Source organism: Prauserella aidingensis, from assembly GCF_024171865.1.
Classification (GTDB): domain Bacteria; phylum Actinomycetota; class Actinomycetes; order Mycobacteriales; family Pseudonocardiaceae; genus Prauserella; species Prauserella aidingensis.
The window spans coordinates 77,952-100,658 of record NZ_JAMTCN010000002.1 but is presented as its reverse complement, the minus strand read 5'-3'; the positions used below and the strand labels follow the sequence as shown (position 1 = coordinate 100,658).

21 protein-coding genes are annotated in these 22,707 nt (G+C 69.2%); 6 read left to right on the top strand and 15 right to left on the bottom strand.

All coding sequences use genetic code 11. From position 1 onward, the window contains the following. Nucleotides 1-150: 150 nt before the first annotated feature. Together LY13_RS02495 and LY13_RS02490 are read right to left on the bottom strand one after the other, a co-directional pair. A complete protein-coding gene (locus LY13_RS02495; RefSeq protein WP_253826495.1) occupies nucleotides 151-345 on the bottom strand; it encodes a hypothetical protein in 195 nt (64 codons plus the stop codon). 235 nt (nucleotides 346-580) lie between these two features. Then, entirely contained in the window at nucleotides 581-1,393 is an 813-nt protein-coding gene (locus LY13_RS02490; protein WP_253826494.1) for a potassium channel family protein, read from the bottom strand. A gap of 165 nt (nucleotides 1,394-1,558) precedes the next feature. On the opposite strand from LY13_RS02490, the gene LY13_RS02485 reads away from it, so the two are divergent. Further along, nucleotides 1,559-3,421 (top strand): S9 family peptidase, encoded by a 1,863-nt coding sequence (locus LY13_RS02485; RefSeq protein WP_253826493.1) that lies wholly within the window; start codon nucleotides 1,559-1,561, stop codon nucleotides 3,419-3,421. A 107-nt stretch (nucleotides 3,422-3,528) separates the two neighbouring features. Here the strand turns inward: LY13_RS02485 and LY13_RS02480 are convergent, their stop codons facing one another. Further along, nucleotides 3,529-4,005, bottom strand: a complete 477-nt coding sequence (locus tag LY13_RS02480; protein WP_253826492.1) for a Dps family protein — start codon at nucleotides 4,003-4,005, stop codon at nucleotides 3,529-3,531. 138 nt (nucleotides 4,006-4,143) lie between these two features. Further along, complete coding sequence (locus tag LY13_RS02475) at nucleotides 4,144-4,713, bottom strand: NADPH-dependent FMN reductase (RefSeq protein ID WP_253826491.1); 570 nt, start codon at nucleotides 4,711-4,713, stop codon at nucleotides 4,144-4,146. A gap of 215 nt (nucleotides 4,714-4,928) precedes the next feature. Here LY13_RS02475 and LY13_RS02470 point away from each other — a divergent pair, with 215 nt between their 5' ends. Next, nucleotides 4,929-5,990, top strand: a complete 1,062-nt coding sequence (locus tag LY13_RS02470) for an alpha/beta hydrolase (protein WP_253826490.1) — start codon at nucleotides 4,929-4,931, stop codon at nucleotides 5,988-5,990. A gap of 88 nt (nucleotides 5,991-6,078) precedes the next feature. On the opposite strand, the gene LY13_RS02465 is transcribed toward LY13_RS02470, so the two are convergent. Then, nucleotides 6,079-6,636 (bottom strand): hypothetical protein, encoded by a 558-nt coding sequence (locus LY13_RS02465; protein WP_253826489.1) that lies wholly within the window; start codon nucleotides 6,634-6,636, stop codon nucleotides 6,079-6,081. Nucleotides 6,637-7,007: 371 nt separating this feature from the next. Here LY13_RS02465 and LY13_RS02460 point away from each other — a divergent pair, with 371 nt between their 5' ends. Next, nucleotides 7,008-8,204 carry an MFS transporter gene (locus tag LY13_RS02460; protein ID WP_253826488.1) on the top strand — a complete coding sequence of 399 codons (1,197 nt, stop codon included), beginning with the start codon at nucleotides 7,008-7,010 and terminating at the stop codon, nucleotides 8,202-8,204. A gap of 52 nt (nucleotides 8,205-8,256) precedes the next feature. On the opposite strand, the gene LY13_RS02455 is transcribed toward LY13_RS02460, so the two are convergent. The 3 genes from LY13_RS02455 to LY13_RS02445 form a co-directional block, all read right to left on the bottom strand. Beyond that, nucleotides 8,257-8,631 (bottom strand): DUF8711 family protein, encoded by a 375-nt coding sequence (locus tag LY13_RS02455; RefSeq protein ID WP_253826487.1) that lies wholly within the window; start codon nucleotides 8,629-8,631, stop codon nucleotides 8,257-8,259. Nucleotides 8,632-8,756: 125 nt separating this feature from the next. Beyond that, nucleotides 8,757-9,803, bottom strand: a complete 1,047-nt coding sequence (locus LY13_RS02450; protein WP_253826486.1) for an aspartate-semialdehyde dehydrogenase — start codon at nucleotides 9,801-9,803, stop codon at nucleotides 8,757-8,759. Then, complete coding sequence (locus tag LY13_RS02445; RefSeq protein ID WP_253826485.1) at nucleotides 9,803-11,065, bottom strand: aspartate kinase; 1,263 nt, start codon at nucleotides 11,063-11,065, stop codon at nucleotides 9,803-9,805. Before LY13_RS02445 ends, LY13_RS02450 begins: the two co-directional genes overlap by 1 nt. A gap of 172 nt (nucleotides 11,066-11,237) precedes the next feature. Between LY13_RS02445 and LY13_RS02440 the strand changes: the two genes are divergently transcribed. Continuing rightward, complete coding sequence (locus tag LY13_RS02440) at nucleotides 11,238-11,831, top strand: nitroreductase family protein (protein ID WP_253826484.1); 594 nt, start codon at nucleotides 11,238-11,240, stop codon at nucleotides 11,829-11,831. 29 nt (nucleotides 11,832-11,860) lie between these two features. Here LY13_RS02440 and LY13_RS26110 read toward each other — a convergent pair whose 3' ends face one another. Then, on the bottom strand, nucleotides 11,861-12,397 hold the full coding sequence (locus LY13_RS26110; protein WP_372493722.1) for a hypothetical protein: 537 nt from the start codon (nucleotides 12,395-12,397) through the stop codon (nucleotides 11,861-11,863). Nucleotides 12,398-12,653: 256 nt separating this feature from the next. On the opposite strand from LY13_RS26110, the gene leuA reads away from it, so the two are divergent. Continuing rightward, nucleotides 12,654-14,456 (top strand): 2-isopropylmalate synthase, encoded by a 1,803-nt coding sequence (gene leuA, locus LY13_RS02430; RefSeq protein WP_253826483.1) that lies wholly within the window; start codon nucleotides 12,654-12,656, stop codon nucleotides 14,454-14,456. Nucleotides 14,457-14,689: 233 nt separating this feature from the next. Here the strand turns inward: leuA and LY13_RS02425 are convergent, their stop codons facing one another. Further along, nucleotides 14,690-15,598, bottom strand: coding sequence for a LysR family transcriptional regulator (locus tag LY13_RS02425; RefSeq protein WP_253826482.1), 909 nt, complete (start codon nucleotides 15,596-15,598; stop codon nucleotides 14,690-14,692). An 81-nt stretch (nucleotides 15,599-15,679) separates the two neighbouring features. Here LY13_RS02425 and LY13_RS02420 point away from each other — a divergent pair, with 81 nt between their 5' ends. Continuing rightward, nucleotides 15,680-16,588 carry an EamA family transporter gene (locus LY13_RS02420; RefSeq protein ID WP_253826481.1) on the top strand — a complete coding sequence of 303 codons (909 nt, stop codon included), beginning with the start codon at nucleotides 15,680-15,682 and terminating at the stop codon, nucleotides 16,586-16,588. Between the two features lie 81 nt (nucleotides 16,589-16,669). Here LY13_RS02420 and LY13_RS02415 read toward each other — a convergent pair whose 3' ends face one another. The 5 genes from LY13_RS02415 to LY13_RS02395 all read right to left on the bottom strand — a co-directional run bounded on the left by LY13_RS02415 (nucleotide 16,670) and on the right by LY13_RS02395 (nucleotide 22,548). Then, complete coding sequence (locus LY13_RS02415) at nucleotides 16,670-17,722, bottom strand: ABC transporter ATP-binding protein (RefSeq protein WP_253826774.1); 1,053 nt, start codon at nucleotides 17,720-17,722, stop codon at nucleotides 16,670-16,672. 143 nt (nucleotides 17,723-17,865) lie between these two features. Further along, complete coding sequence (locus LY13_RS02410) at nucleotides 17,866-18,861, bottom strand: ABC transporter ATP-binding protein (protein ID WP_253826480.1); 996 nt, start codon at nucleotides 18,859-18,861, stop codon at nucleotides 17,866-17,868. A 5-nt stretch (nucleotides 18,862-18,866) separates the two neighbouring features. After that, nucleotides 18,867-19,787, bottom strand: coding sequence for an ABC transporter permease (locus tag LY13_RS02405; protein ID WP_253826479.1), 921 nt, complete (start codon nucleotides 19,785-19,787; stop codon nucleotides 18,867-18,869). Then, a complete protein-coding gene (locus LY13_RS02400; protein ID WP_253826478.1) occupies nucleotides 19,784-20,788 on the bottom strand; it encodes an ABC transporter permease in 1,005 nt (334 codons plus the stop codon). Before LY13_RS02400 ends, LY13_RS02405 begins: the two co-directional genes overlap by 4 nt. Before the next feature lie 95 nt (nucleotides 20,789-20,883). Next, a complete protein-coding gene (locus tag LY13_RS02395) occupies nucleotides 20,884-22,548 on the bottom strand; it encodes an ABC transporter substrate-binding protein (protein ID WP_253826477.1) in 1,665 nt (554 codons plus the stop codon). Between the last annotated feature and the right edge of the window lie 159 nt (nucleotides 22,549-22,707).

Here is a 22,707-nt window from a genome sequence, read left to right as displayed (position 1 = left end):
CGGGGCGACCGTCAGCGAGAGGGTGGCTGCGGCTGCGAGGGCGATGATCCGCCACGGCGTCGCCGCACGCGGCGACGATGTCGGATCGGTATTGCGTGCGCTGGAAGTCGTTCGGGCATGCGTGAACGTGCGGTGCATGATCCTCCCCGCTCAGCGGACCGCGCTGCGGTCGCCGGTGATGCGATGTGGCAACTCATGCGGCACCGCCACCTCGACGAGCGGTCGTGTCGACGAGCCGGCGCCATGCGCGAAGAACTCAGCGATCACCTCCGTTGGCTCGCCGTACGACTCGTCGTTGTGAGCGTCATCCTTGTAAGCGCTTTCCGAAAGCGCTTCCCGAAGCATAGGAGTGGTGATCCACAACCGCAAGGGCCGCATTCCCGGCGATTCCGGGCGGGAGGGCGGTCGTGACGCCCCGGCAGCCGTCGACGCCGGCGGGAGTGTCGCTGCATCCGGGCAGACGTCGGCGAGAGGCTTCGCCACCTCCGGGAGACTCCGGCGGACGAGGAGGCGAGGCGTCCGGGAGACACCGGCGGAAGAGCGGGTCGGGACGTCCGAACGACGTCGGCGCGCGGGTTCGCTACGCCCGGGAGTCGTCGGTGCGCGCGCCCGGCAACTGCTCCCGCAGTGCGGTGATCTCCGCCTTCAGATCGGCGACCTCACCACGCAGCTCCTCGGCCTGCAGCGCGTCGGCCCGCCTCGTCTCGCGCTCCGACTCCTCCATGCCGCCGAACTTCTCGACGAACCACGACGCGATCGAACCCGTGACCACACCGAGCAGCGCGATACCCGCGAGCATCAGGCCGGTCGCGATGAGTTTGCCCTGACCGGTGACCGGCGAGTAGTCGCCGTAGCCGACGGTGGTGATGGTCGTCATCGTCCACCACAGCGCGTCGCCGAAGTTCGTGATCATCGCGTCCGGGTGGCCGCGTTCGACCTCGAGGACGGCGAGCGCCGCGGACACGCCGACCAGCACCGTCGCACCCGAGACGTACGCCACGACCTGTCCGCGCACCCGCGCCTGGATGCGGCGGTTGATCAGGACCAGCACCATGATCAACCGCAACACGCGCAGCTGCCGCAGCATCGGGACCGCAATGACGACGAGGTCGAACAGGTTCCGCAGCACGAACCGGCCGCGCCGCCTGCTCAGCGACAGCCGGATGAGGTAGTCGGCCGCGAACGCCGCCCACACCAGCCACATGGCGGTGTCCAGCGTCGAGCGCATCCCGGCGTCCATGTCCGGCTGCAGCACGATCCAGGCGTAACCCGCGAAGAACAGGACGGACAGCCCGATCATCGGCCACTCGGTGCGCTGCTCCCAGCGCCGCAGCCGTGTCTCGTCGGGTTCGTCAGGGGCGCCGTCGTCGGTGCGCACAGGTTCGGCAGACATCGCGCCCATCATGACGCCCTCCCCTTCCGCCGGTCCGCACAACCCCACAACCTCACAGGTGACGGGCCCCACAACGAGGCGTCCCGGCGGGCGGATCCTGAGACCGTCGGCGGCAGGCGCGGCGCACGACTGCCACACACCCCGGGCCTGGCAGTATCGACGGCCGTGACGACACAGCAGCCAGGCGAGAAGCAGTATCCGGCCCCGCACGTCCCCGAACGGCTCTTCCCCGACGAGGGGGCCGAGCAGCGCTGGCGGTCCCGGTTCCTGGCGCCGCGCGTATCGGTGCCGGACTGGGCACTCGACGCACCCGACGCCAGCATCTACGTGTCCAACGCGAGCGGTGTCTGGGAGATCTACGCGTGGGACCGCGCCACCGGCGAGCGCAGGCAGGTCACCGACCGCCCCAACGGGACGCTCCACGCAGCGGTGTCGCCCGACGGCGAGTCGATCTGGTGGTTCGACGACACCGACGGCGACGAGTTCGGCTCCTGGGTCCGCCAACCGTTCGACGCAAGCGACGCGGCGCAGCACACCGAGCCCACCAAGGCCGTCGTCGACGTCCCGGACGGCTACCCGGCAGGTCTGGAGATCGGCCACCGGCTCGTCGCGGTCGGCGTGTCCACCGACGACGGCAGCGCGCTGTACGCCCACGCCGGCGGGGAGACGACACGCTTCTACTCCCGGGCCGAGGACGCGGGCATCGCGGCGCTGTCCCGGGACGAACGGCTGCTGGCGATCGCCCACTCCGAACACGGCGACTCCCGCCACCCTGCCGTCCGCGTACTCGCCACCGACGGGTTCGAGACGGTCGCCGACAAGTGGGACGGCGAGGGCAAGGGCCTCGACGCGCTCGAGTTCTCGCCCGTCGAGGGCGATCCACGGCTGCTGCTCCTGCACGAACGCCGTGGCAGGGAGGAACTGCTGATCTGGGACGTCGAGTCCGACACCGAGCAGGAGATCGACCTCGACCTGCCCGGCGAGGTCGCGGGCACGTGGTACCCGAACGCCGATGCGCTGCTGATCGTGCACTTCCACGAGGGCCGCAGCTCGCTGCATCGGTACGACCTGGCTTCCGCAGAACTCACCGCACTGGACACGCCGCCGGGCCGCATCGGGGGCGGTGGCGTACGCGCCGACGGCAGTGTCGAGTACTCGTGGTCCAACGCCGCGCAGCCGCCCGTCGTGCGGGTCCGCCGCGCCGACGGGACCGACGAGGTGCTGCTGACCCCGCCCGGCGACCCCGCCCCGGGGTCGCAGGCGCTCGAGGACGCGTTCGTCGATGGCCCAGGCGGCCGCATCCACGCCCTCGTGGCCAAGCCGGAGGGCGCCGAGGGCCCCCAACCGACCGTCTTCCTGCTGCACGGCGGTCCGCACGCGGCCGACGAGGACCGTTTCTCCGCCTATCGCGCCGTATGGCTGGACGCCGGGTTCGCGGTCGTCGAGGTCAACTACCGCGGGTCGACGGGCTACGGCTCGGCGTGGCGCGACGCCATCGAGGGCAGGCCCGGCCTGACCGAACTCGAGGACGTCGCCGCCGTGCACGACTGGGCCGTGGGCAGCGGCCTCAGCGACCCGCAGCGGTGCGTCGTCAGCGGAGCGTCGTGGGGCGGATACCTGACGCTGCTGGCGCTCGGCACCCAGCCCGGCCGGTGGACGGCGGGCGTCGCGGGCGTACCCGTCGCCGACTACGTCGCGGCCTACGAGGACGAGATGGAGCAGCTGCGCTCGTTCGACCGCGCGCTGTTCGGCGGGTCACCCGAGGAGGTGCCCGACGTCTACCGCGAGTGCTCGCCGCTGACGTACCTCGACGCCGTGGAGGCTCCGGTACTGGTCCTCGCGGGCGACAACGACCCGCGTTGCCCGATCCGCCAGATCGAGAACTACCTCGACGGACTCGCCGAGCGCGGCGTTCCGCACGCCTTCTACCGCTACGACGCGGGCCACGGTTCCCTGGTGATCTCCGAGACGATCACGCAGACCGCCACCGAGGTCCACTTCGCGATGGACGCCGTCGGCCTCGCCTGACCCGGACATCAACCCGGCCTCGCGTCGGCCTCCCGTGGCGGGCGGCGGCCGGAACGGCGGTCCTTGATCGTGGCGCGGTACCACCTGAGAGAACACCACGCTCGGGACTACTGCTGCTGGGCCTGCCACATCCAGTGCTGCTTCTCGAGTTCGGCCGCGATCTCGATGAGCAGGTCCTGGGTGACGAGGTCGGCCTTGTCGGTCTCGTCGATGCTCTTCCGGAGGCGTTCGATCAGCTCGGAGAGGATCTCGACGATGGCGTCGACGGTGGCCTTCGTGTCCTGCCAGTTGTCGGGGTAGTCCGACAGGCCGGAACTCTCGGAGACCGTCGAGGCCTTGCCGTTCGGCGAGACCCCGATGGAGTTGGCGCGCTCGGCCACCGAGTCGGTGTACGTGCGCGCGGTCGACACCAGCTCGTCGAGCTGCAGGTGGACACTGCGGAAGTTCGGGCCGACCACGTTCCAGTGGGCCTGCTTCGCGATCAGTGACAGGTCGATCAGGTCCACCAGCGTGCTCTGCAGCACGGCCGCGGTGATCTTCTTGTCGCTGTCCTTGAGCGGGCTGCTGATCGGCGACTTGGCCATCGTTTCCTCCTGCGGTGCGCTCCCCTGCAAGCGCTCGAAGCTGTCGAAACGTCACGTGCTGCGCGCAGCATGCGGCTCGCGTGCCACCGCCGCAATTCGGGGATTACCGCATAGCCGGGTGCCCAAACCCGGCCGCCGTCATGCGCGGCGCTGGGCGAACTCGGCGACCTGGGTGCCGATGAGACGCAGGGTGCGCTCGACCTTCTCCTCGGAGACGCCGCCTTCCGCGTCGAACTTGACCTCGGCGGTGTTGACGGCTCCGCCCAGTGGCGTGGGCCAGCCGCGGAGCGCGTGGGTGATGGTGCGCAGCTGGTCGAGCGTGGTGACCGCCGCCTGCCAGCCGTAGGCCACGCCGACCGAACCGACCGCGCGGCCGTCCAGGTAGGGCCGCCGGTCCTCGCGGAGGTCCTCCACGTAGTCGAGAGCGTTCTTGATGAGCCCGGACAACGCGCCGTGGTAGCCCGGCGAGACCACGATGACCCCGTCGGCCTCCCGGACGGCCTCGACGAGTTCGCTCGCCCGTGGCGTGCGCTCGGCGGATACCGCGTCGTAGAACGGCAGGTTCAGTGCCTGGCCGCAGAGGGCGGACGTCTCGGCGCCCGCGTCGGCCGCGCCGTCGAGTGCGACCCGCAGCGCCCGTTCGGTCTGCGAGCCGTCCCGCAACGAGCCACCGATACCGAGCACCTTGATCGCGCCTGTAGAAGTCACGACTCCGAGGCTAAGGCCTCGACCTTGGTGGAAGTCCAGCACGGCGACGCGGAGACGACGTCCGTCACACCTCGCCGCCGACGACCACCCGTGAGCGGCCGGTCCGCGCCGAACGCCGCGCAACGGTCCGGAATGCGGACGTCGACGACTGGCAGTGTCGGCTACTCGAAAGTAACCTCACGAGCGCAGTCAGAGTCGACGGGAAGGCACCACCGATGGCGATTCCACCTCAGATCCGGGCCCAGGCCGTGGCCATGAAGACGATCTACGCGCTGCCCGCACCACTGCGCCGACTGATCGCGGGCAAGCCGGTCCGGCTGGACGGGCAGGAACTCGCACTCGATGCCCAGTTGCTGCTGCGGATGCAACAGCTCTCCGGAACGTCACTGGTCGACTCGGACTTCGACGTCGACCGCTCCCGCGCCGCCCTCGACGCCGCGCGGCACCTGGTCAGCGGCGAACCGATCCAGCCGGTCGCGACCCGCGAACTCATGGTTCCGGCCGACCACGGCGAGATCCCCGCCCGGCTGTACACGCCGCAGGGACTGGCCGACGGTTCGCCGTTGCTCGTCTTCTACCACGGCGGCGGGTTCGTCATCGGCACCCGCGACAGCCACGACAACACCGCCCGCTTCCTCGCCAAGCAGGCGGGTGTGCGCGTGCTGTCGGTCGAGTACCGGCTCGCCCCCGAGCATCCGTTCCCGGCAGCCCAGCAGGACGCGCTCGCGGCGTTCGACTACGCCCACGCGAAGGCCGCCGACCTCGGCGCCGACCCCGCACGCATCGCCGTCGGCGGGGACAGCGCGGGCGGCAACCTCGCCGCGGTGACGTCGCTGGCCGCGACCCGCCGCGGCGGCGCCGCACCGGCCTTCCAGCTGCTGCTGTACCCGGCGGTGGACTCGACGACCCGACGCCGCTCGCGGGAGCTGTTCGGCAACGGCTATTTCCTCACCGACGACCACATGACCTGGTTCGTCGACCAGTACGCGCCCGCAGGTGTCGACCGCTCCGACCCGATGCTGTCGCCCCTGCTCGCCGACGACCACACGGGCCTGCCGCCCGCCTACATCGTCACCGCGGGCTTCGACCCGCTGCGCGACGAGGGCGAGGCGTACGCCGCCAAGCTGGCCGACGCCGGCGTGCCGGTGGGCCTGAGCAGGCAGGAGGACCTGATCCACGGGTTCGTCAACTTCACGGGCATCGGCACCCGGTTCCGCGAGGCGACCGCCGAGGCTGCGGGCGCTCTCCGCATGGGCCTGTCGGCACAGCCCCGGTAGCTCCGGCCGCAAACAGAAGCCCCCAAGGGCACCTTGGTTGCATTGAACGCAACCAAGGTGCCCCTGGGGGCATCCGACGTCGCGGGAGTTACGGCGCCGGGACGTCCGGCACCTCGGGGACCTCCGGGGTCTCCGGGACGCCCGGGGCCTCCGGCACCTCGGGTACGGGCACCGGGCCGAGCAGCCCGGACAGGAGCCCCTGCACCGTCGCGAGCAGCGACTGCAGCAGCCCGTTCACCGCGCTCAACGGGTCCGGCAGTCCAGGCAACTGCCGCATCTCGGGACCCGCCGTGTACGTACGCGGCTCGGCCTGCGGGTTCGCGAGGACGTCCTGCACCTTCGCGTTCTGCGACAGTGCCTTCTTCGCGTCGGTGACGGCCTGCCGCGAGGCCGGTGCGGCCGCGAGGCGTTCCAGCACCGGGTCGATGTCGGCGAGCGTGGCCTTGGTGCCCTGTACGTCACCGGAGTAGGCCCGGTCGGTGAGCTGGTCTCTCAGGTCCAGCAGGCGGTGTGCGCTCGACTGGGTCGTGACCGAGCCGCTGCCGTCGTCGCTGATGCTCGCAGCCGTCGCGATCCCCGATGTGGAGACCGCGATCGCGGCCCCCGACAGCACCGCGGCGACCGTGCGAGCGATTCCGGACTTCATGACTGCCAACCTCCTGGCGTGGGAGAGCAACGAACAGGTCCAGCCGTACCAACCCGACTCGCCGTGTACACCGTGCAATCCCCTGATCCCGTGGCGTGACCACGTCACCGCACGTAGGCGGGACTACCGGACCGCTGGGCCGTAAGGGGGTGCAGCCTCACCCGGTTGCCGGTACGGCAAGTACCGAGACGAGCGATCGGGGAGTCACCCTGGGGTCGCACCGTCCACCACAGCTCTCACAGCTATCCCTCGACGTCACCGTTTCGCGTCGCCACCCTCGGAGTTCACTCTGCGGCGCGTCACTCACGGCCGTCGTGTGACGTGATCGAAAAAAGTTGCACGACCGTACCGGGGTGCTGTTACGTCGCGGTGTGCCGCTGACGCCCTACCTGCACATTCTTCGCATTCCGCGCATGGCCACGTCGACGCTCGTCGCCGTACTCGCCCGTCTCCCCATGACCGCCACAGGCGTCACCCTGACGCTCCACGTCGTCGGCGCGCTCGGCCACGGCTACGGCGCCGCAGGGCTCGTCGGCACCGCCACGACCGCGGGCACGGCACTGGCGGCTCCACTGCTGGGCCGCACGATCGACCGCTACGGACTGCGGCCCGTCGTCGTGGCGTGCGGCACGGTGTCGACGACGTTCTGGATCGCCGCGCCGCACCTGCCGTACGCGGTACTCCTCGTCACGGCACTGCCTGCGGGCGCGCTGCTCATCCCCGCGGGGCCGATCGCGCGCCAGGTGATCGCGGCGCTCGTCCCCGTCGGGCAGCGCCGAACCGCCTACTCGCTCGACTCGATACTCGTCGAGCTGACGTTCATGACCGGACCCGCACTGGGAATCCTCGTCAGCACACAGGTGTCGTCGACGGCCGCGTTGACCGGCATCGGCCTGCTGTTCGGCACCTGCGCGGCCGCGCTGTACGTCGTGAACCCGCCGGTACGCACCCCCGACGAAGCCGGCAGGCCCACCCGCGGCGCCGTACGCCCACCGCTGACGTCCTGGCTCGGCAGGCGGATGATCGCCACCCTGCTCGTCGCGACCGGCGCCCTGTTCGTGCTGGTCGGCGCCGAGCTCGCCGCGCTGGCGACCCTGCGCGGAACCGGCGAGGTGGGCTGGGCCGGGGTCGTCATCGCCGTGATGTGCCTCGCCTCGCTGGTGGGCGGAATCGTGCACGGCGTCGCACGGCGGTCCGCGTCCCAGCTGACGCTGATGGTCACGCTCGCCGCGCTGACGATCCCTGCGGCGCTGGTGGCAGGGCCGTGGTGGCTGCTGGCGCTCGTGCTCGTGCCGTCCAACCTCGTGTGCGCCCCGACCCTGGCGGCCACGACGGAACGGGTGTCGCACCTCGCCCCACCCGACGTCCGCGGCGAGGCGATGGGGGTGCAGGACTCGGCGACCCGCCTCGGCCTCGCCCTCGGCAGTCCCGTCGTCGGATTCGTCATGGACCACACGTCGCCGGGCATGGGGTTCGTCGCCGCGGGTGTCGGCGGACTGGCGTTCGCCGCGGCCGGAGCCGCCCTGTCCCGCCGCACCTCGGAGGAGAGCGCCCCGCAGCCCGCCTGACGACGGCTGCCGGGCAGGGCGTTTCGTCCCGCCCGGCACCCGTCCCCGCAGGTCAGGTACAGGCCTTCCGCAGCTGGTCGAGCTTGTTCAGGTTCTGCTTCAGCCACTGGTTGAAGTCGCCGATCCGGTCGGCGCGTTGCTGTTCGAGTTCGACGTAGCCGTCCGCGAGTGCGGTCAGGTTCTGCTTGAGGTCCTGCTCCGCCGCCTGACCCGCCAGGTCCCGCAGCCGTTGCGCCTTGTCCGCGGCCTCGTCCTGGACCTGCTGCGGATCGACGTTCGGGTTGAGGTCGACGATCCCGAGCGCCTGGCCACAGACGCTCGCCTTGTCCGCGGCTCCGCCCACGGACTCGCTGACCTCAGCGACCTCGGAGCATCCGGCGAGCAACAACAATCCCAGTGCGGCGACCGGCGCCGTCCGTTTCCACATGGGGCCGACACTACCGGCAGCCCTCACCCGCGCGGGTGGTCACGGGTGAGGGCGTGACGATCGAAGCCGTCCCCGGCAGGTACTCCGTGCACCCGGTTCGGCGCCGGCCGTGCCTTCCGCGCCGCCTACTTCGTGATGCGGTCCGCGACGAGCTCGGCGATCTGCACCGTGTTGAGCGCCGCACCCTTGCGCAGGTTGTCGTTGGACAGGAACAGCGTCAGCCCGCGGCCGTCCGGCACGCCCTGGTCGGTGCGGATACGGCCCACGAAACTCGGATCCTTGCCCGCGGCCTCCAGCGGCGTCGGCACGTCCGCGAGCTGCACGCCCGGTGCACCGGCCAGCAGCTCCTGTGCCCGCGCCACGGAGAGCGGCGAGGCGAACTCGGCGTTCACCGAGATCGAGTGACCCGTGAACACCGGGACGCGCACGCACGTTCCCGACACCGCGAGCCCCGGAATGTCCAGGATCTTGCGGCTCTCGTTGCGCAGCTTCTGTTCCTCGTCCGTCTCGAACGTTCCGTCATCCACAATGGATCCGGCCATCGCCAGGACGTTGAAGGCGATCGGCGCGACGTACTTGCTCGGTGCGGGGAAGTCGACCGCGGAACCGTCGTGCGTCAGCTCCTTCGCCTTGGCCCCTGCCGCCTCGACCTGGCTCGCCAGCTCCTCGACACCGCCGAGCCCGCTGCCCGACACCGCCTGGTACGTGCTGGCGATCAGGCGCGTGAGACCTGCCTCGTCGTGCAGCGGCTTCAGGACCGGCATCGCGGCCATCGTCGTGCAGTTGGGGTTGGCGATGATCCCCTTGCGCGCGTCGGCGACCGCGTCCGGGTTGACCTCGCTGACGACGAGCGGCACGTCCGGGTCGAGCCGCCAGGCCGACGAGTTGTCGATCACCGTCACGCCCGCCTCGGCGAACCGCGGCGCCTGCGCCTTCGACGTCGACCCGCCCGCCGAGAACAGGGCGATGTCCAGTCCGGAGGGGTCGGCCGTGGCCGCGTCCTCCACCTCGATGTCCTTGCCGCCCCACGACAGGGTCGAACCGGCCGACCTGGCCGAGGCGAACAGTCGCAGCTCGGACAGGGGGAACTTGCGTTCCTCCAGCAGCTGCCGCATCACACCGCCGACCTGGCCGGTCGCACCGACCACGCCGACTCGCAACCCGCCTGCCATCAACGACCACTCCCCGCGTAGACGACGGCCTCTTCGTCGCCGCCCAGTTCGAACGCCTCGTGGATCGCACGCACCGCGTCGTCGACCTGCTCGTCACGGATGAGCACAGAGATGCGGATCTCGGAGGTGTTGATGATCTCGATGTTGACGCCCGCGTTGGCCAGCGCCTCGCAGAACGTCGCCGTGACGCCCGGGTGCGAGCGCATGCCCGCGCCGACGAGCGAGACCTTGCCGACGTGGTCGTCGTAGAGCACGGCCGAGAAGCCGATCTCGTCCTTGAGCGCCTCGAGCTCGCTCACCGCGCTCGGCCCGTTCGCCTTCGACAGGGTGAACGTGATGTCGGTGCGGCCCTGCGTGTTGGACACGTTCTGCAGCACCATGTCGATGTCGATCTCGGCGTCCGCGACCGCGCGGAAGATGCTGCCCGCCGCGCCCGCATGGTCGGGGACCCCGGTGACCGTGATCTTCGCTTCGGACCGGTCGTGCGCCACGCCGGTGATCAACGCCTGTTCCACGGGGATCTCCTCAATCGAGCCGGCCACCGTCGTGCCCGGCTTGTCGCTGTAGGACGAGCGAACCCGGATCGGCACGCCGTACCGCCTGGCGTACTCGACCGAGCGCAGGTGCAGGATCTTCGAGCCGCTCGCCGCGAGCTCGAGCATCTCCTCGTACGGCACCGTGTCGAGCTTGCGGGCGTCCGGCACGATCCGCGGGTCCGCGGTGTACACGCCGTCCACATCGGAATAGATCTCGCACGCGTCGGCCTCGAGTGCCGCGGCGAGCGCGACGGCCGTCGTGTCCGATCCGCCACGCCCGAGCGTGGTGATGTCCTTGGTGTCCTGCGCAACGCCCTGAAAACCCGCCACCAGCGCGATGTAGCCCTGGTCGAGCGCTTCTGTCACGCGCCCCGGCGTGACGTCGATGATGCGGGCGTTTCCGTGCACGGACGTCGTCACGACGCCCGCCTGCGAGCCGGTGAACGACCACGCCTCGGCGCCCTGCGCCGAGATCGCCATCGCGACAAGCGCGTTCGAGATCCGCTCGCCCGCGGTCAGCAGCATGTCCATCTCGCGCTCCGGCGGGACGGGATTCACCTGCTCCGCGAGGTCGAGCAGTTCGTCGGTCGTGTCCCCCATCGCGGAGCACACGACGACCACCTCGTTGCCTGCCTTCTTCGTGGCAACGATGCGCTCGGCGACACGCTTGATCCGGTCTGCGCTCTCCAGCGACGAACCGCCGTACTTCTGGACTATGAGCGCCACTTTGGCCGAACCTCCTCGATGGAGCGGCGCCCGCTCGGCGGCCTTGTCGCAAAGGTGCGCACGCTCCGTATCGTCGTGACCAGGGTACCGATCGTTCACCCGGACGCCATCCGCCTCTGTGACGCCTCGCACGCCGCCTAGCTGCTGGTTTCCGGGCCCGTGGAGGTGCGGAATGAGTGGCGGACAACAAGAAACGACCATCGGGGTGCACGACCTGATCGCCCGGCGCAGGAGCCCCCGCGCCCTCGACGCAATGAGCGACGTCACACCGGCGCAGATCCGTCGCCTACTCGAGGCGGCGCGGTGGGCACCGTCGTTCGGCAACACCCAGCCCGCGCGATTCCTCGTCGGCCTGCGCGGTGACGACACGTACGCGGGCGTGCTGGCGGCCCTGACGGAACGGAACCGGTCGTGGGCGCACCGTGCGGGTGCGCTGCTGGTGGCGCTGACCGTGCGGCGGAACGCCAAGGGGGAGGTGCCGTACGCCGAGTACAGCACCGGGCTCGCCGCGGAGAACCTCGCGCTGCAGGCCGTCGCCGAGGGCCTCGCGGCACACCAGATGGCGGGCTTCGACGCCGACACGGTACGGCGGACGTTCGACGTGCCCACGGACGTCGAGCCGCTGGTGGCGATCGCCGTCGGCCCCGCCGCCGACGCCGAGGTGCTCGGGGAGCCACGGGACGTCGAGCGGGAACGGGCGCCGCGCACCCGCCTGCCGCTGTCGGAGCTCGCCTACACCGGAACGTGGGGCGCCCCCTTGCCGTGACCCTGCGGTCGCCGGGCCCGCGTGAGCGGTCAGGCGCCCGCGCCACCGACCCTGCGGATCACCTTCGCCACGATCGACGACACGACGAGCCAGAAGATCGCCGCGATGCCGTAGTTGATCAGAACCAGGAGCTTGGGGTCCGCGGGCTGGAACAGGTCGTGGAACCCGACGGCGAGGCTCTCGGACGAATCCGCCACCCACTGCACGATGCTGTTCTCGGAGTTCGCCTCGCCGATCACGAAGATCACGTGGAGCACCAGGACGAGCGCGAACGCCAGGCCGACCCACCGGACGATCCCGGCCAGCAGGCCGACGCCGCGTTCGCGGACCGCGGTCCAGTCGACCGACGACGCCTTCGCCTCACGCTGCGCACGCCGCGAACCACCGGTCGAACCACCCGCCGCGCCGTTCGCCGCGCCGGGGGTGCCGTTCGATGCGGCCGCCTGCTGCGCGCCGCTGTCTCCGGACGTCGCCGAGGGGACCGACGGCTGATGCACCTCAGTGGCCTCCGCGTCGGTGCCACCACCCGCGCTACCCTGCGCGTTCTTCTCCGTGTGCTCACCCATGACGGCAGTCTGACACGTCATATGAGCAATTGCTACGGGCCAGTAACCTGCAACGATGTTGCGTCGTAACATTTCGATGTCGGGGCCCGCCCTCGCCAGCCGGCGCGCCGTTGGGTTAGCCTCGCACTCGTGGCACGCGCACTTCTGCTTCGCTGCCGCGACGGGGCCTGATCAGACCGGCTCCCCGTCGCGGGGTTTCGTCGTGCCGGTCTGAGGACCGAGAGCCCTTCCAGCAGCAAGCAGGAGCATCAGCGACATGAGTACGCCCGAGAGCGGAATCTCCGAGGCCCCTTCCACTTCCGCGAGCCGCATCCGCAAGCCGTCGCGCCCGGCACCCGCAGACCAGGCCGTGTGGAACTTCCAGCGCGGCTCGTCCATGCCGTACCACCGCTACGAGCCATGGCACCGTCTCGTCGAGGACATCCGGCTGCCCGACCGCACGTGGCCCGACAACCGCATCGAACGCGCCCCGCTGTGGTGCGCGGTCGACCTGCGTGACGGCAACCAGGCGCTGATCGACCCGATGTCGCCCGCCCGCAAGCGCAAGTTCTTCGACCTGCTCGTACGGATGGGATACAAGGAGATCGAGGTCGGCTTCCCCGCGGCCAGCCAGGCCGACTTCGACTTCGTCCGCGAGATCATCACCGACGGTGCGATCCCCGACGACGTCCACATCCAGGTGCTGACGCAGTGCCGCCCCGAGCTGATCGAGCGCACCTTCCAGGCGCTCGAGGGTGCGCCGCGCGCGATCGTGCACGTCTACAACTCGACGTCGATCCTCCAGCGCCGCGTGGTGTTCCGCGAGGAGCGTGAGGGCATCAAGAAGATCGCGCTGCAGGGCGCCGAGCTGGCCGCCGAGTACGCGGACAAGTACTCGGACACCGAGTTCCGGTTCCAGTACTCGCCCGAGTCGTACACCGGCACGGAGCTGTCGTACGCGGCCGAGGTGTGCAACGCGGTCGCCGACATCTGGCAGCCCACGCCCGAGCGGCCCGCGATCATGAATCTGCCCGCCACCGTCGAGATGGCCACGCCCAACGTCTACGCCGACTCGATCGAGTGGATGAGCCGCAACCTCGACAAGCGCGACTCGATCATCCTGTCGCTGCACCCGCACAACGACCGCGGCACGGGCATCGCCGCCGCCGAGCTGGGCTACCAGGCCGGCGCCGACCGCATCGAGGGCTGCCTGTTCGGCAACGGCGAGCGCACCGGCAACGTCGACCTCGTCGCGCTGGGTATGAACCTGTTCAGCCAGGGTGTCGACCCGCAGATCGACTTCTCCGACATGGACGAGATCAAGCGGACGGTCGAGTACTGCAACCAGCTGCCCGTACCCGAGCGCAGCCCGTGGGGCGGCGACCTGGTGTTCACCGCGTTCTCCGGCAGCCATCAGGACGCGATCAACAAGGGCTTCGACGCGCTGCACGCGGCCGCGGACAAGGCGGGCACCCCGGTCGACGAGTTCCCGTGGGAGGTGCCGTACCTGCCGATCGACCCGAAGGACGTCGGCCGCACCTACGAGGCCGTCATCCGCGTGAACTCGCAGTCCGGCAAGGGCGGCATCGCGTACATCATGAAGAGCGAACACCAGCTGGACCTGCCGCGCAGGCTCCAGGTGGAGTTCTCGCAGGTCGTCCAGCACTACACCGACGCCGAGGGCGGCGAGGTCGACCCGGACACGATGTGGACGGCGTTCTCCCGCGAGTACCTGGAGTCGACCACGCCGCTGAAGCTCGAGAGCGCCAAGGTGGGCGCCACCTCGGACGGCTACGAGGTGACGGCGACCGTCCTGGTCGACGGCGAGGAGCGGGAGATCAGCGGCCGCGGCAACGGCCCGATCGCCGCGTTCTTCGACGGCCTGACCACCGTGGGCTACGACGTACGGCTGATGGACTACAGCGAGCACACCCTGTCCCCGGGTGACGACTCGCGCGCCGCGTCGTACATCGAGTGCGGCATCGGCGACAACATCTACTGGGGCGTCGGCATCGACCCGTCGATCGTCACGTCCTCGCTGCGCGCCGTCGTCTCGGCGATCAACCGCGCACACCGCTGAGGCGTCACGCGAACCGAGGCGTCATCCGAACCGAGGCGCCACGCCGATCGGAGGCGTCACGCCGACCGGACCACCGGGGCACGGGGTGGGCGACCCGCCCGCCCCGTGTTGCGGATCCCGGGGACCGTGTTGCGCCTTCCGGGGGCCGTGTTGCGGATCCCGGGGGCCGTGTTGTGGGTTCCGGGAGGACTGGCCCCTCGTTCGGCACGCCGGGGCACGGTGCCCCGGTGGCATCACGACCCCGGTTCGCCGAACTGGGCAGCCTCGGCGCGAATCGCGTCCAGTACGGCACGGACCGCGGGGCGACGGTCGGGAGCGCCGGGCCGGATCACCGCCTCGATGTTCCGGGCGGCCCTGACACCGGCGAGCGGCTTGCACAGCACCTTCGCCGTGTCCACTGTGTACCTCGGCAGCAGGGCGATCCCGTGGCCTGCGGCGACGAGGGACTCGATGATCCGGAAGTCGTTGATCCGCTGGACGACCCGTGGCCGGACGCCCGTACGCGTGGCCAGCGACACCAGCAGGTCGTCGACGGGGAATCCGACGTCGACGCTGATCCACGGTTCCGCGGCCAGGTCGGCCAGCTCCACGCGGTCGGCACCCGCGAGCGGATGGTCGGGAGGCAGCGCGACGTCGAGCGGTTCCCGGAGCAGCGGCAGCACCTCGAGCCGTTCGGACGCGATGGGCTGCGCGTACTCGTCCCGGTGCGTCACGACGACGTCGAAGTCGGCCATCAGACCTGGCACTTCCGGTGGCGTCATGTCGACATCGCGCACGTCCAGTTCGAGCCCGTCGACGGCGTCGACCTGCCGCAACAACCCGGGCAACAGCACCAGCGCGGCGGAAGGGAACACCGCCAGCCGTACGCGTCCACGCGGCGTGCTGCGGAACGTGTCGAGCTCCGTCTCCGCGCGGTCGATGGCGGCCAGCACGTCGTCGGCTCGCGACACGAGAGCGTTGCCGGCGTCGGTGAGGCGCAGGCCGCGTCCGTCCGGTTCGGTGAGCACCAATCCCACTTCGGCCTGTAGTGCGCGCAGCTGCTGCGACACCGCCGACGGTGTACAGCTCAGGGCCTTGGCGGCCTCCGAGACGCTCCCCCGGTCCGCGAACTCCCGCAACGTCCTCAGTTTGCCGACATCCACGCGATCATTGAAGCACAACTACATACTCACTGCAAATATTCTCGCTGGACTACAGATTCCTCGGGCCTCACTCTGGTAGTCATGCCGCCGAGGGATCGTTTGCTCGCCGCGTTCGTCGCCGTCGTCTGGGGCTGCAACTTCCTCGCGATCCACGCGACCCTGACGCACTTTCCCCCGCTGTTCGCCGGTGCACTGCGGTTTCTCGTCATCGCCGTCCCGACGGTCCTGCTGATCCCGCGTCCGAAGGTGAAGGCGCGGTGGCTGATCGGCTACGGCCTCGGCTTCGGCACGTTCCAGTTCGCGTTCCTGTTCGTCGGCATGTACAGCGGAATGCCGACGGGGCTCGCGTCGCTCGTCCTGCAGTCGTCGGCACCGTTCACCGTGCTGCTCGGCGCCGTGCTGCTGCGTGAACGACTCTCGCGCAGGCAGCTGACGGGGATCGCGCTGGCCGTGGTGGGCATGGCGGCGATCGCGTGGCAACGCGCCGAGTACGCGGCTCTGCTGCCGGTGATCCTGACGCTGCTGGGCGGACTGAGCTGGGCGGCGGGCAACCTGTGCTCCCGGCAGGCGAAACCGGACAACCCGTTGCACTTCACGCTCTGGATGAGCGTCGTGCCACCGCTGCCCATGTTCGCGCTGTCGCTGGTCTTCGAGGGCCCGGGACGGCAATGGCAGTCACTCGCCACGATCGACGACGGGTGGATCGCGGTGGCCGGACTCGGCTACATCGTGCTGCTCGGCACCGTCCTCGGTTCCGGCATCTGGACGACGCTCATGCGCCGCAACCCGGCCAGCTCGGTGGCCCCGTTCTCACTGCTCGTCCCGGTGGTCGGCATGACGCTGTCGTTCCTGCTGCTCGGTGAACGGCCGACAACGGTCGAGATCGCGGCCGCGGTCGTCGTCGTGACCGGTGTCTTCCTCGGCTCCACGACGGCACGCCTCGTCCGGGGCCGCAACAGGCCGCGCGAACCCGAACCCGCCGTCACCTAGCCTGCGGAGCACTACGCGTGCCCCCAAGGGCACCTTCGGTGCACTGAACGCCACCAAGGTGCCCTTGGGGGCACCCACCGCTCACGCGTCGGGGTGAACGAGTTCGGGTTCGACCTCGTGTCGGGTGATCCTGCCCGCGAGGATGTCCTCGGCGTAGTGGCAGGCGACGCGGTGGCCGCCGCCGACGTCGCGCAGTTCCGGACGGTCCGTGTCGCAGAGCGTGTCCTGTTTCCACGGGCAGCGCGTGTGGAACCGGCAGCCCGTCGGCGGATTCGCGGGTGACGGCAGGTCGCCGGTCAGCAGGATCTGCTCCCGTTCGTCCTCGACCGTCGGATCGGGCACCGGCACCGCCGACAACAACGCCTTCGTGTACGGGTGCATCGGCTCGGCGTACATCTCGTCGGAGCTCGCCTCCTCGACGAGCGACCCGAGGTACATCACGCCGATCCGGTCGGAGATGTGCCGCACCACCGCGAGGTCGTGCGCGATGACCAGATACGTCAGCCCCAGCCGTTGCTGCAGCTGCTCCAACAGGTTCAGCACCTGCGCCTGCACCGACACGTCCAGTGCCGACACCGGCTCGTCGGCCACGATCAGGTCCGGCTCCACGGCCAGTGCGCGCGCGATACCGATCCGCTGCCGCTGCCCGCCCGAGAACTCGTGCGGATACTTGTGCAGCGCACTCTCCGGCAGGCCGACCGAGTCGAGCAGTTCGACGAGCCGGGCCCGCGTGGACTCCTTGCCGGAGTCGAGCCCGTGCGCACGCATTCCTTCGACGAGAATCGACTCCACGGACTGCCGCGGGTCCAGACTGGACAGCGGGTCCTGGAAGATCATCTGCATGCGGCGGCGGGACTTGCGCAGCGTCTCGCCCTTGAGCGTGGACACGTCGGTGTCGTCGAACACGACGCGCCCGCCGGTGGGCTCGACGAGCCGCAGCAGGCCGCGGCCGAGCGTCGTCTTGCCGCACCCGGACTCACCCACCAGGCCGTACGTCTCGCCGCGCCGGATCGTCAGGTCGATCCCGTCGACCGCGTAGACGTGTCCCGCCGTGCGCTCGAGCACGATTCCCCGCTTGATCGGGAAATGCACCTTGAGGTCCTCGACGGTGACGAGGACGTCGTCACCGTCCACCGCGCCGTCGCCGGGACCGGCCCCGTCGGTCTCGGCAGCCGTCACGGCGTCCTGCACCCCGGTGCTCGCCGCATCGTCACGCGGTGCCTCGGTACCGGCCACCTCCGTGCCGGCGGCGCCCGTCGTCGTGGCGGTCTCGTCGGTCACAGTGCTCCCTCCGTGACGGCATCGCCGATGGCGACGGGGTTGTGACAACGCAGCATCCTGCCGTCGTCGGCCTTCAGTTCGGGCGGCTCGCTCCAGCACACGTCCGTCGCGTTCGGACAGCGCGGCGCGAACGCACAGCCCTGCTCCCACTCGATGTTGTCCGACACCGACCCGCGGATCGGCGTCAACGGCTCGCCCCGCGGGGCGTCGAGGCGGGGGATCGACTGCAGCAGGCCGTGCGTGTACGGGTGCCGCGAGCGGTCGAACAGGTCGTGCCGCTGTGCCCGTTCGACGATCCGCCCGCCGTACATGACGTTGACGTCGTCGCACAGCCCCGCCACGATGCCCAGGTCGTGAGTGATCATGATCAGCGCCGTGTCCGTTTCGGACACCAGTTCCGACAGCAACGACAGGATCTGCGCCTGGATCGTCACGTCCAGCGCGGTCGTGGGCTCGTCGGCGATCAGCAGCTTGGGCCTGCACGCCAGGGCGATCGCGATGAGCACCCGCTGCCGCATACCGCCGGAGAGCTGGTGCGGGTACTCGTCGATCCGCCGCTGCGGATCGGGCAGTCCGACCCGGTCCAGCAGTTCGGCAGCCTCGACCCGCGCCTCCTTGCGGGACATTCCGCGGTGCCGTTCCAGCACCTCCGTGATCTGCAGCCCGATGGTGATGACCGGGTTGAGCGACGACAGCGGGTCCTGGAACACCATGCCGAGGTCACGGCCACGGCGGTCGCGGAGCTGTTTGTCGGAGAGCGTCAGCAGCTCGGTGTCTTCGAACGTCACCGAACCGCCGATCTCCGCGCCCCGCTTGCGCAACAGGCCCATGATCGCCAGCGAGGTCACCGACTTCCCACTGCCCGATTCGCCGACCAGGCCGACCGTCTGCCCCGGTTCGACCGAGAAGCTGACACCGTCGACCGCGGTGAACGGGCGGGTCCCCTTGCGTTTGAACACGACGCTCAGGTCGCGTACGTCCAGTAGTGCCACGTGAGTTACCGCCTGTTCTTCGGGTCGAGCGATTCCCGCATCGACTCGCCGAGCAGTGTGAAGCCGAGCGCCACGACGATGATCGCGATGGCGGGGAAGAACGCCAGCGACGGTTTCACACTGAGCAGCTCCTGCGCGTTGCCGAGCATCAGGCCCCACTCCGCGCGCCGCCAGTCGGAGTCGCCGAGTCCGAGGAACGACAGCGCAGCCGCGTCGATGATCGCGGTCGCGAGCGTGAGCGTCGCCTGCACGATCACCGGGCCGATCGAGTTGGGCAGCATGTGCCGGAACACGATCGTCCTCCGCTTGACGCCGAGTGCGGTCGCCGCGAGCACGTGATCGCTCGACCGTTGCGCCATCATCGCGCCCCGCAGTAATCGTGCGAACACCGGAACGCCGATCATCGCCACCGCGATGATCACCGTCCACTGGCTTCCCGGCATCAACGCCGCGATCGAGATCGCCAGCAGCAGCGACGGAATCGACAGCATGATGTCGGTGAGTCGCATCAGGAGGCTGTCGACCCAGCCGCCGAACGCGCCTGCGAGCCCGCCGATGATCATGCCGATGGTGACGCCGATCAGCGTCGCGAACACACCCACGAACAGGGTCTGCTGCGCGCCCACGAGCAACCGCGAGAAGAAGTCGTACCCGTTCTGGTCACTGCCGAGCAGGAAGCCCGGCATCGGACCCGGGATGTTCGACGGCGTCAGCTCGGCCTTCAGCTCCGGATAGGGCCGGTACGGGTCCTTCGGCGCGACGAACGGCGAGATGATCGCCAGGATGACGAACAGGCCGACGATGACGAGCCCGAGGATCGCGACCGGACTGCGGAACGTCCGGCGGAGCGCGTCCATGGCGAGGCTGGTTCCACCCTCGGCCAGCGAGTCGATCTTGTCGGCCTTCCGTGTGGAAAGAATGCTCATCGCACACGCACCCTCGGGTCGATGATTGCGTACGAAAGGTCGACCAGCAGGTTGACCAGCACGAAGACCGTCGCGAACAACAGGATCAGCCCCTGCAGCCTCGGGTAGTCACGTTGCTGGATCGCCTGTTCGAGCAGGGTGCCGAGCCCGCCCCAGGCGAACACCTTCTCGGTCAGCACGGCACCCGACATCAGCAGGCCGGTCTGCAGGCCGATCGTGGTCGACACGGGCAGCAGGGCGTTACGCAGCACGTGGCGTTTGCGCACGATCTGCGTCGTCAGGCCCTTCGAGTTCGCCGTCCTGACGAAGTCCTCGCCCTGCACGTCCAGCACGGACGCGCGCGTGATGCGGACGATCACCGCGAACGGAATGCTCGCCAGGGCCACCGCGGGCAGGATCAGATGCAGCATCGCATCCCACGTGGCGTCGAACTCTCCCGTGAGCAGTCCGTCCAATGTGGCGATACCGGTGACCCGGGTGGCGTCGATGAGCACGTCCTGTCGGCCGGACGGCGGCAGCAGCGACATCTCCTGCGTGAAGATGTACTTGAGCAGGAAGCCGAGGAAGAACACCGGCACCGCGACGCCGACGAGCGTGGTGACGACCGTGGCGTTGTCGAGGAACCTGCCGCGGAACCGCGCCGCGATGTACCCCATCGGAATACCGAACAGCACCGCGAGGAACATCGCCGCGACGGACAGTTCCAGCGTCGCCGGGAACGCCCAGCTGACCTCTTCCATCACCGGATCACCGGTGATCAACGAGTTTCCGAAGTCACCGGTGAGGATGCGGCCGAGGAAACCGAAGTACTGGACGTAGAGCGGATCGTCCAGGCCGAGCACTTCGTTCATCGCCGCGACCCGTTCCGGGGTCGCCTTGTCCCCCAGCAGAGCCGTTGCAGGTCCGCCGGGCAGCAACCGGAGCCACGCGAAAACCAGAATGGACAGTACGAACAGCGTCGGAACCGCTTGCAGCAGCCGACGCACCGTGAACCTGAGCATGAATAGGTGCCTTTGCCCCATGAAGCCGGGAGGCAGCGCTCACGCACGCGGTGCGCACGTCGGCACTGCCTCCCGGTGGGATGTCGAGCAGAGCGTCAGCTCTGGCCCTTGGATACCGAGACGAACCGCTCGTCGGTCAGCGGGCTCGGGACGAGCCCCTGGACGTCACCGCCCACGACGATCGCCGGCGGCGACGACGTCAGCGGGACGGCGGGAACGTACTCGGAGATCTTGACGGCGGCCTCCTCGTAGGCCTGCTTCTGCTCCTGGTCGTCGACCTTCGCGTCGGCGTCGGCCAGCGCCTGGAAGATCTCCTTGTCGTTGAAGCCGAACTCCGCCTTCTCGCGGCCGAAGAACGTGCCGACGAAGTTGCCCGCGTCGCCGTAGTCACCGGTCCAGCCGAGCAGGTGGATGTCGTGGTTGCCGTGCTTCTGGATGTCGTCCTTGAAGCCACCGTTCCACGGCCGCTGCACCATCTCGACGTCGATGCCGGCCGCATCGAGGTTGTCCGAGACGGCACCCGCGATGTCCACCGGGTTCGGCATGTACGGCCTGCTCACCTCGGTCGGCACGTAGAACTTGAGCTTCAGGTCCTCGGCACCCGCTTCCTTCAGCAGCTGCTCGGCCTTGTCGACGTTGTACTCGTGCTTCTCGACGTCGTCGGTGTAGCCGTCGGTCTCCTCCGGCACGAACTGGTAGCGAGCGGAAGCACCCTCGGGGAGCTGGTTCTTCGCCAGCTGCTCCTTGTTGACCGCGTACTCGATCGCCTTGCGGACGCGCACGTCCTTCAATTCCGGCGTGTTCTTCTGGTTGATGCCCAGATAGAGAATGTTGAACGTCGGGCGGACCATCACCTGGGCGCCCGAGTCACGCAGCGCCTGGTAGTCGGCCGGGTTCGGCAGGTCGTACCCGTCGATCTGGCCGGAGATCATGTCCTGCTTACGCGCGTTCTCGTCCGGGATGACGCGGAAGACGAGCTTCTCCAGCTTCGCCTTATCGCCCCAGTAGTCCTCGTTCCGCGTCAACGTGATCGTGTTCGCCGACTTGTCGTAGGACTCGAACTTGAACGGGCCGGTGCCCGTCGGGTGTTCGTTGGCGTAGGCCGGATAGCTGAACGACTCGCCGCTCTGCGTGACCTCGTCGGCGTTGTACTTCTTCAGCGCCTCCGGGCTCGACATCGACAGCGACGTCAGGCCGAACGCGTCGGGGAACGCACCCTTGGCCTCGTTGAGGTTCAGCACCGCGGTGTGCTCGTCCTCGGCCTCGCAGGACTTGTACACCGGGTCGCCCGAAGCGTCGCCCTCGTTCTTCGCGAAGCCTTCGAACACGTCGCCGTAGTAGATCATCTGGCTCTGCGCGGCGGCGCCGGACATGTCGTACCAGCGGTCGAAGTTGAAGCAGACGGCCTCGGCGTTGAAGTCCGTGCCGTCGTGGAACTTCACGCCTTCGCGGAGCTTGAACGTCCACGTCTTGCCGTCGTCGCTCGGTGTCCACTCGGTGGCCAGACCGGGCTGGAGTTCGGCGGTACCGGGCTTGTACGCGACGAGCGTCTCGTACATCTGCCGGATCGGGCGGAAACTCTCGCCGTCGTCGTTGAAGATCGGGTCGAAGTTCTTCGGCGCACCTGCGGCGCCGAACACCAGCGTGTTCGCGTCGCCGGCGTCCTCGCCACGTTCCGAGGCACAAGCGGTCATCGCAAGCGCGCCGGCCAGCCCGATCAGGGCGAGGCTGCGCGTGCGAGTCACCCGTGAGTGGAGCATGTTCGCACCCCTTGAGGAAGGTCAGTCGGGTTACGCCCAGGTGGGCGCAGATGGAGGCAGACCTTAGCGGCTCATGGCCGGTTCTTTAAGTACTTGAGGTTACGATCGGGCTACTTGACAGCCGTTTACGGCGACTAATTCACGGATCCGAGCACGGAC

Coding starts and splice junctions, on each gene's coding strand:
- LY13_RS02465 (WP_253826489.1), bottom strand. CDS start 6,636: ATGAAGTCCGGAATCGCTCGCACGGTCGCCGCGGTGCTGTCGGGGGCC.
- LY13_RS02470 (WP_253826490.1), top strand. CDS start 4,929: ATGGCGATTCCACCTCAGATCCGGGCCCAGGCCGTGGCCATGAAGACG.
- LY13_RS02405 (WP_253826479.1), bottom strand. CDS start 19,787: ATGAGCATTCTTTCCACACGGAAGGCCGACAAGATCGACTCGCTGGCC.
- LY13_RS02495 (WP_253826495.1), bottom strand. CDS start 345: ATGCTTCGGGAAGCGCTTTCGGAAAGCGCTTACAAGGATGACGCTCAC.
- LY13_RS26110 (WP_372493722.1), bottom strand. CDS start 12,397: ATGGGTGAGCACACGGAGAAGAACGCGCAGGGTAGCGCGGGTGGTGGC.
- LY13_RS02490 (WP_253826494.1), bottom strand. CDS start 1,393: ATGTCTGCCGAACCTGTGCGCACCGACGACGGCGCCCCTGACGAACCC.
- LY13_RS02420 (WP_253826481.1), top strand. CDS start 15,680: ATGCCGCCGAGGGATCGTTTGCTCGCCGCGTTCGTCGCCGTCGTCTGG.
- LY13_RS02440 (WP_253826484.1), top strand. CDS start 11,238: ATGAGTGGCGGACAACAAGAAACGACCATCGGGGTGCACGACCTGATC.
- LY13_RS02480 (WP_253826492.1), bottom strand. CDS start 4,005: ATGGCCAAGTCGCCGATCAGCAGCCCGCTCAAGGACAGCGACAAGAAG.
- LY13_RS02400 (WP_253826478.1), bottom strand. CDS start 20,788: ATGCTCAGGTTCACGGTGCGTCGGCTGCTGCAAGCGGTTCCGACGCTG.
- leuA (WP_253826483.1), top strand. CDS start 12,654: ATGAGTACGCCCGAGAGCGGAATCTCCGAGGCCCCTTCCACTTCCGCG.
- LY13_RS02450 (WP_253826486.1), bottom strand. CDS start 9,803: ATGGCAGGCGGGTTGCGAGTCGGCGTGGTCGGTGCGACCGGCCAGGTC.
- LY13_RS02455 (WP_253826487.1), bottom strand. CDS start 8,631: ATGTGGAAACGGACGGCGCCGGTCGCCGCACTGGGATTGTTGTTGCTC.
- LY13_RS02395 (WP_253826477.1), bottom strand. CDS start 22,548: ATGCTCCACTCACGGGTGACTCGCACGCGCAGCCTCGCCCTGATCGGG.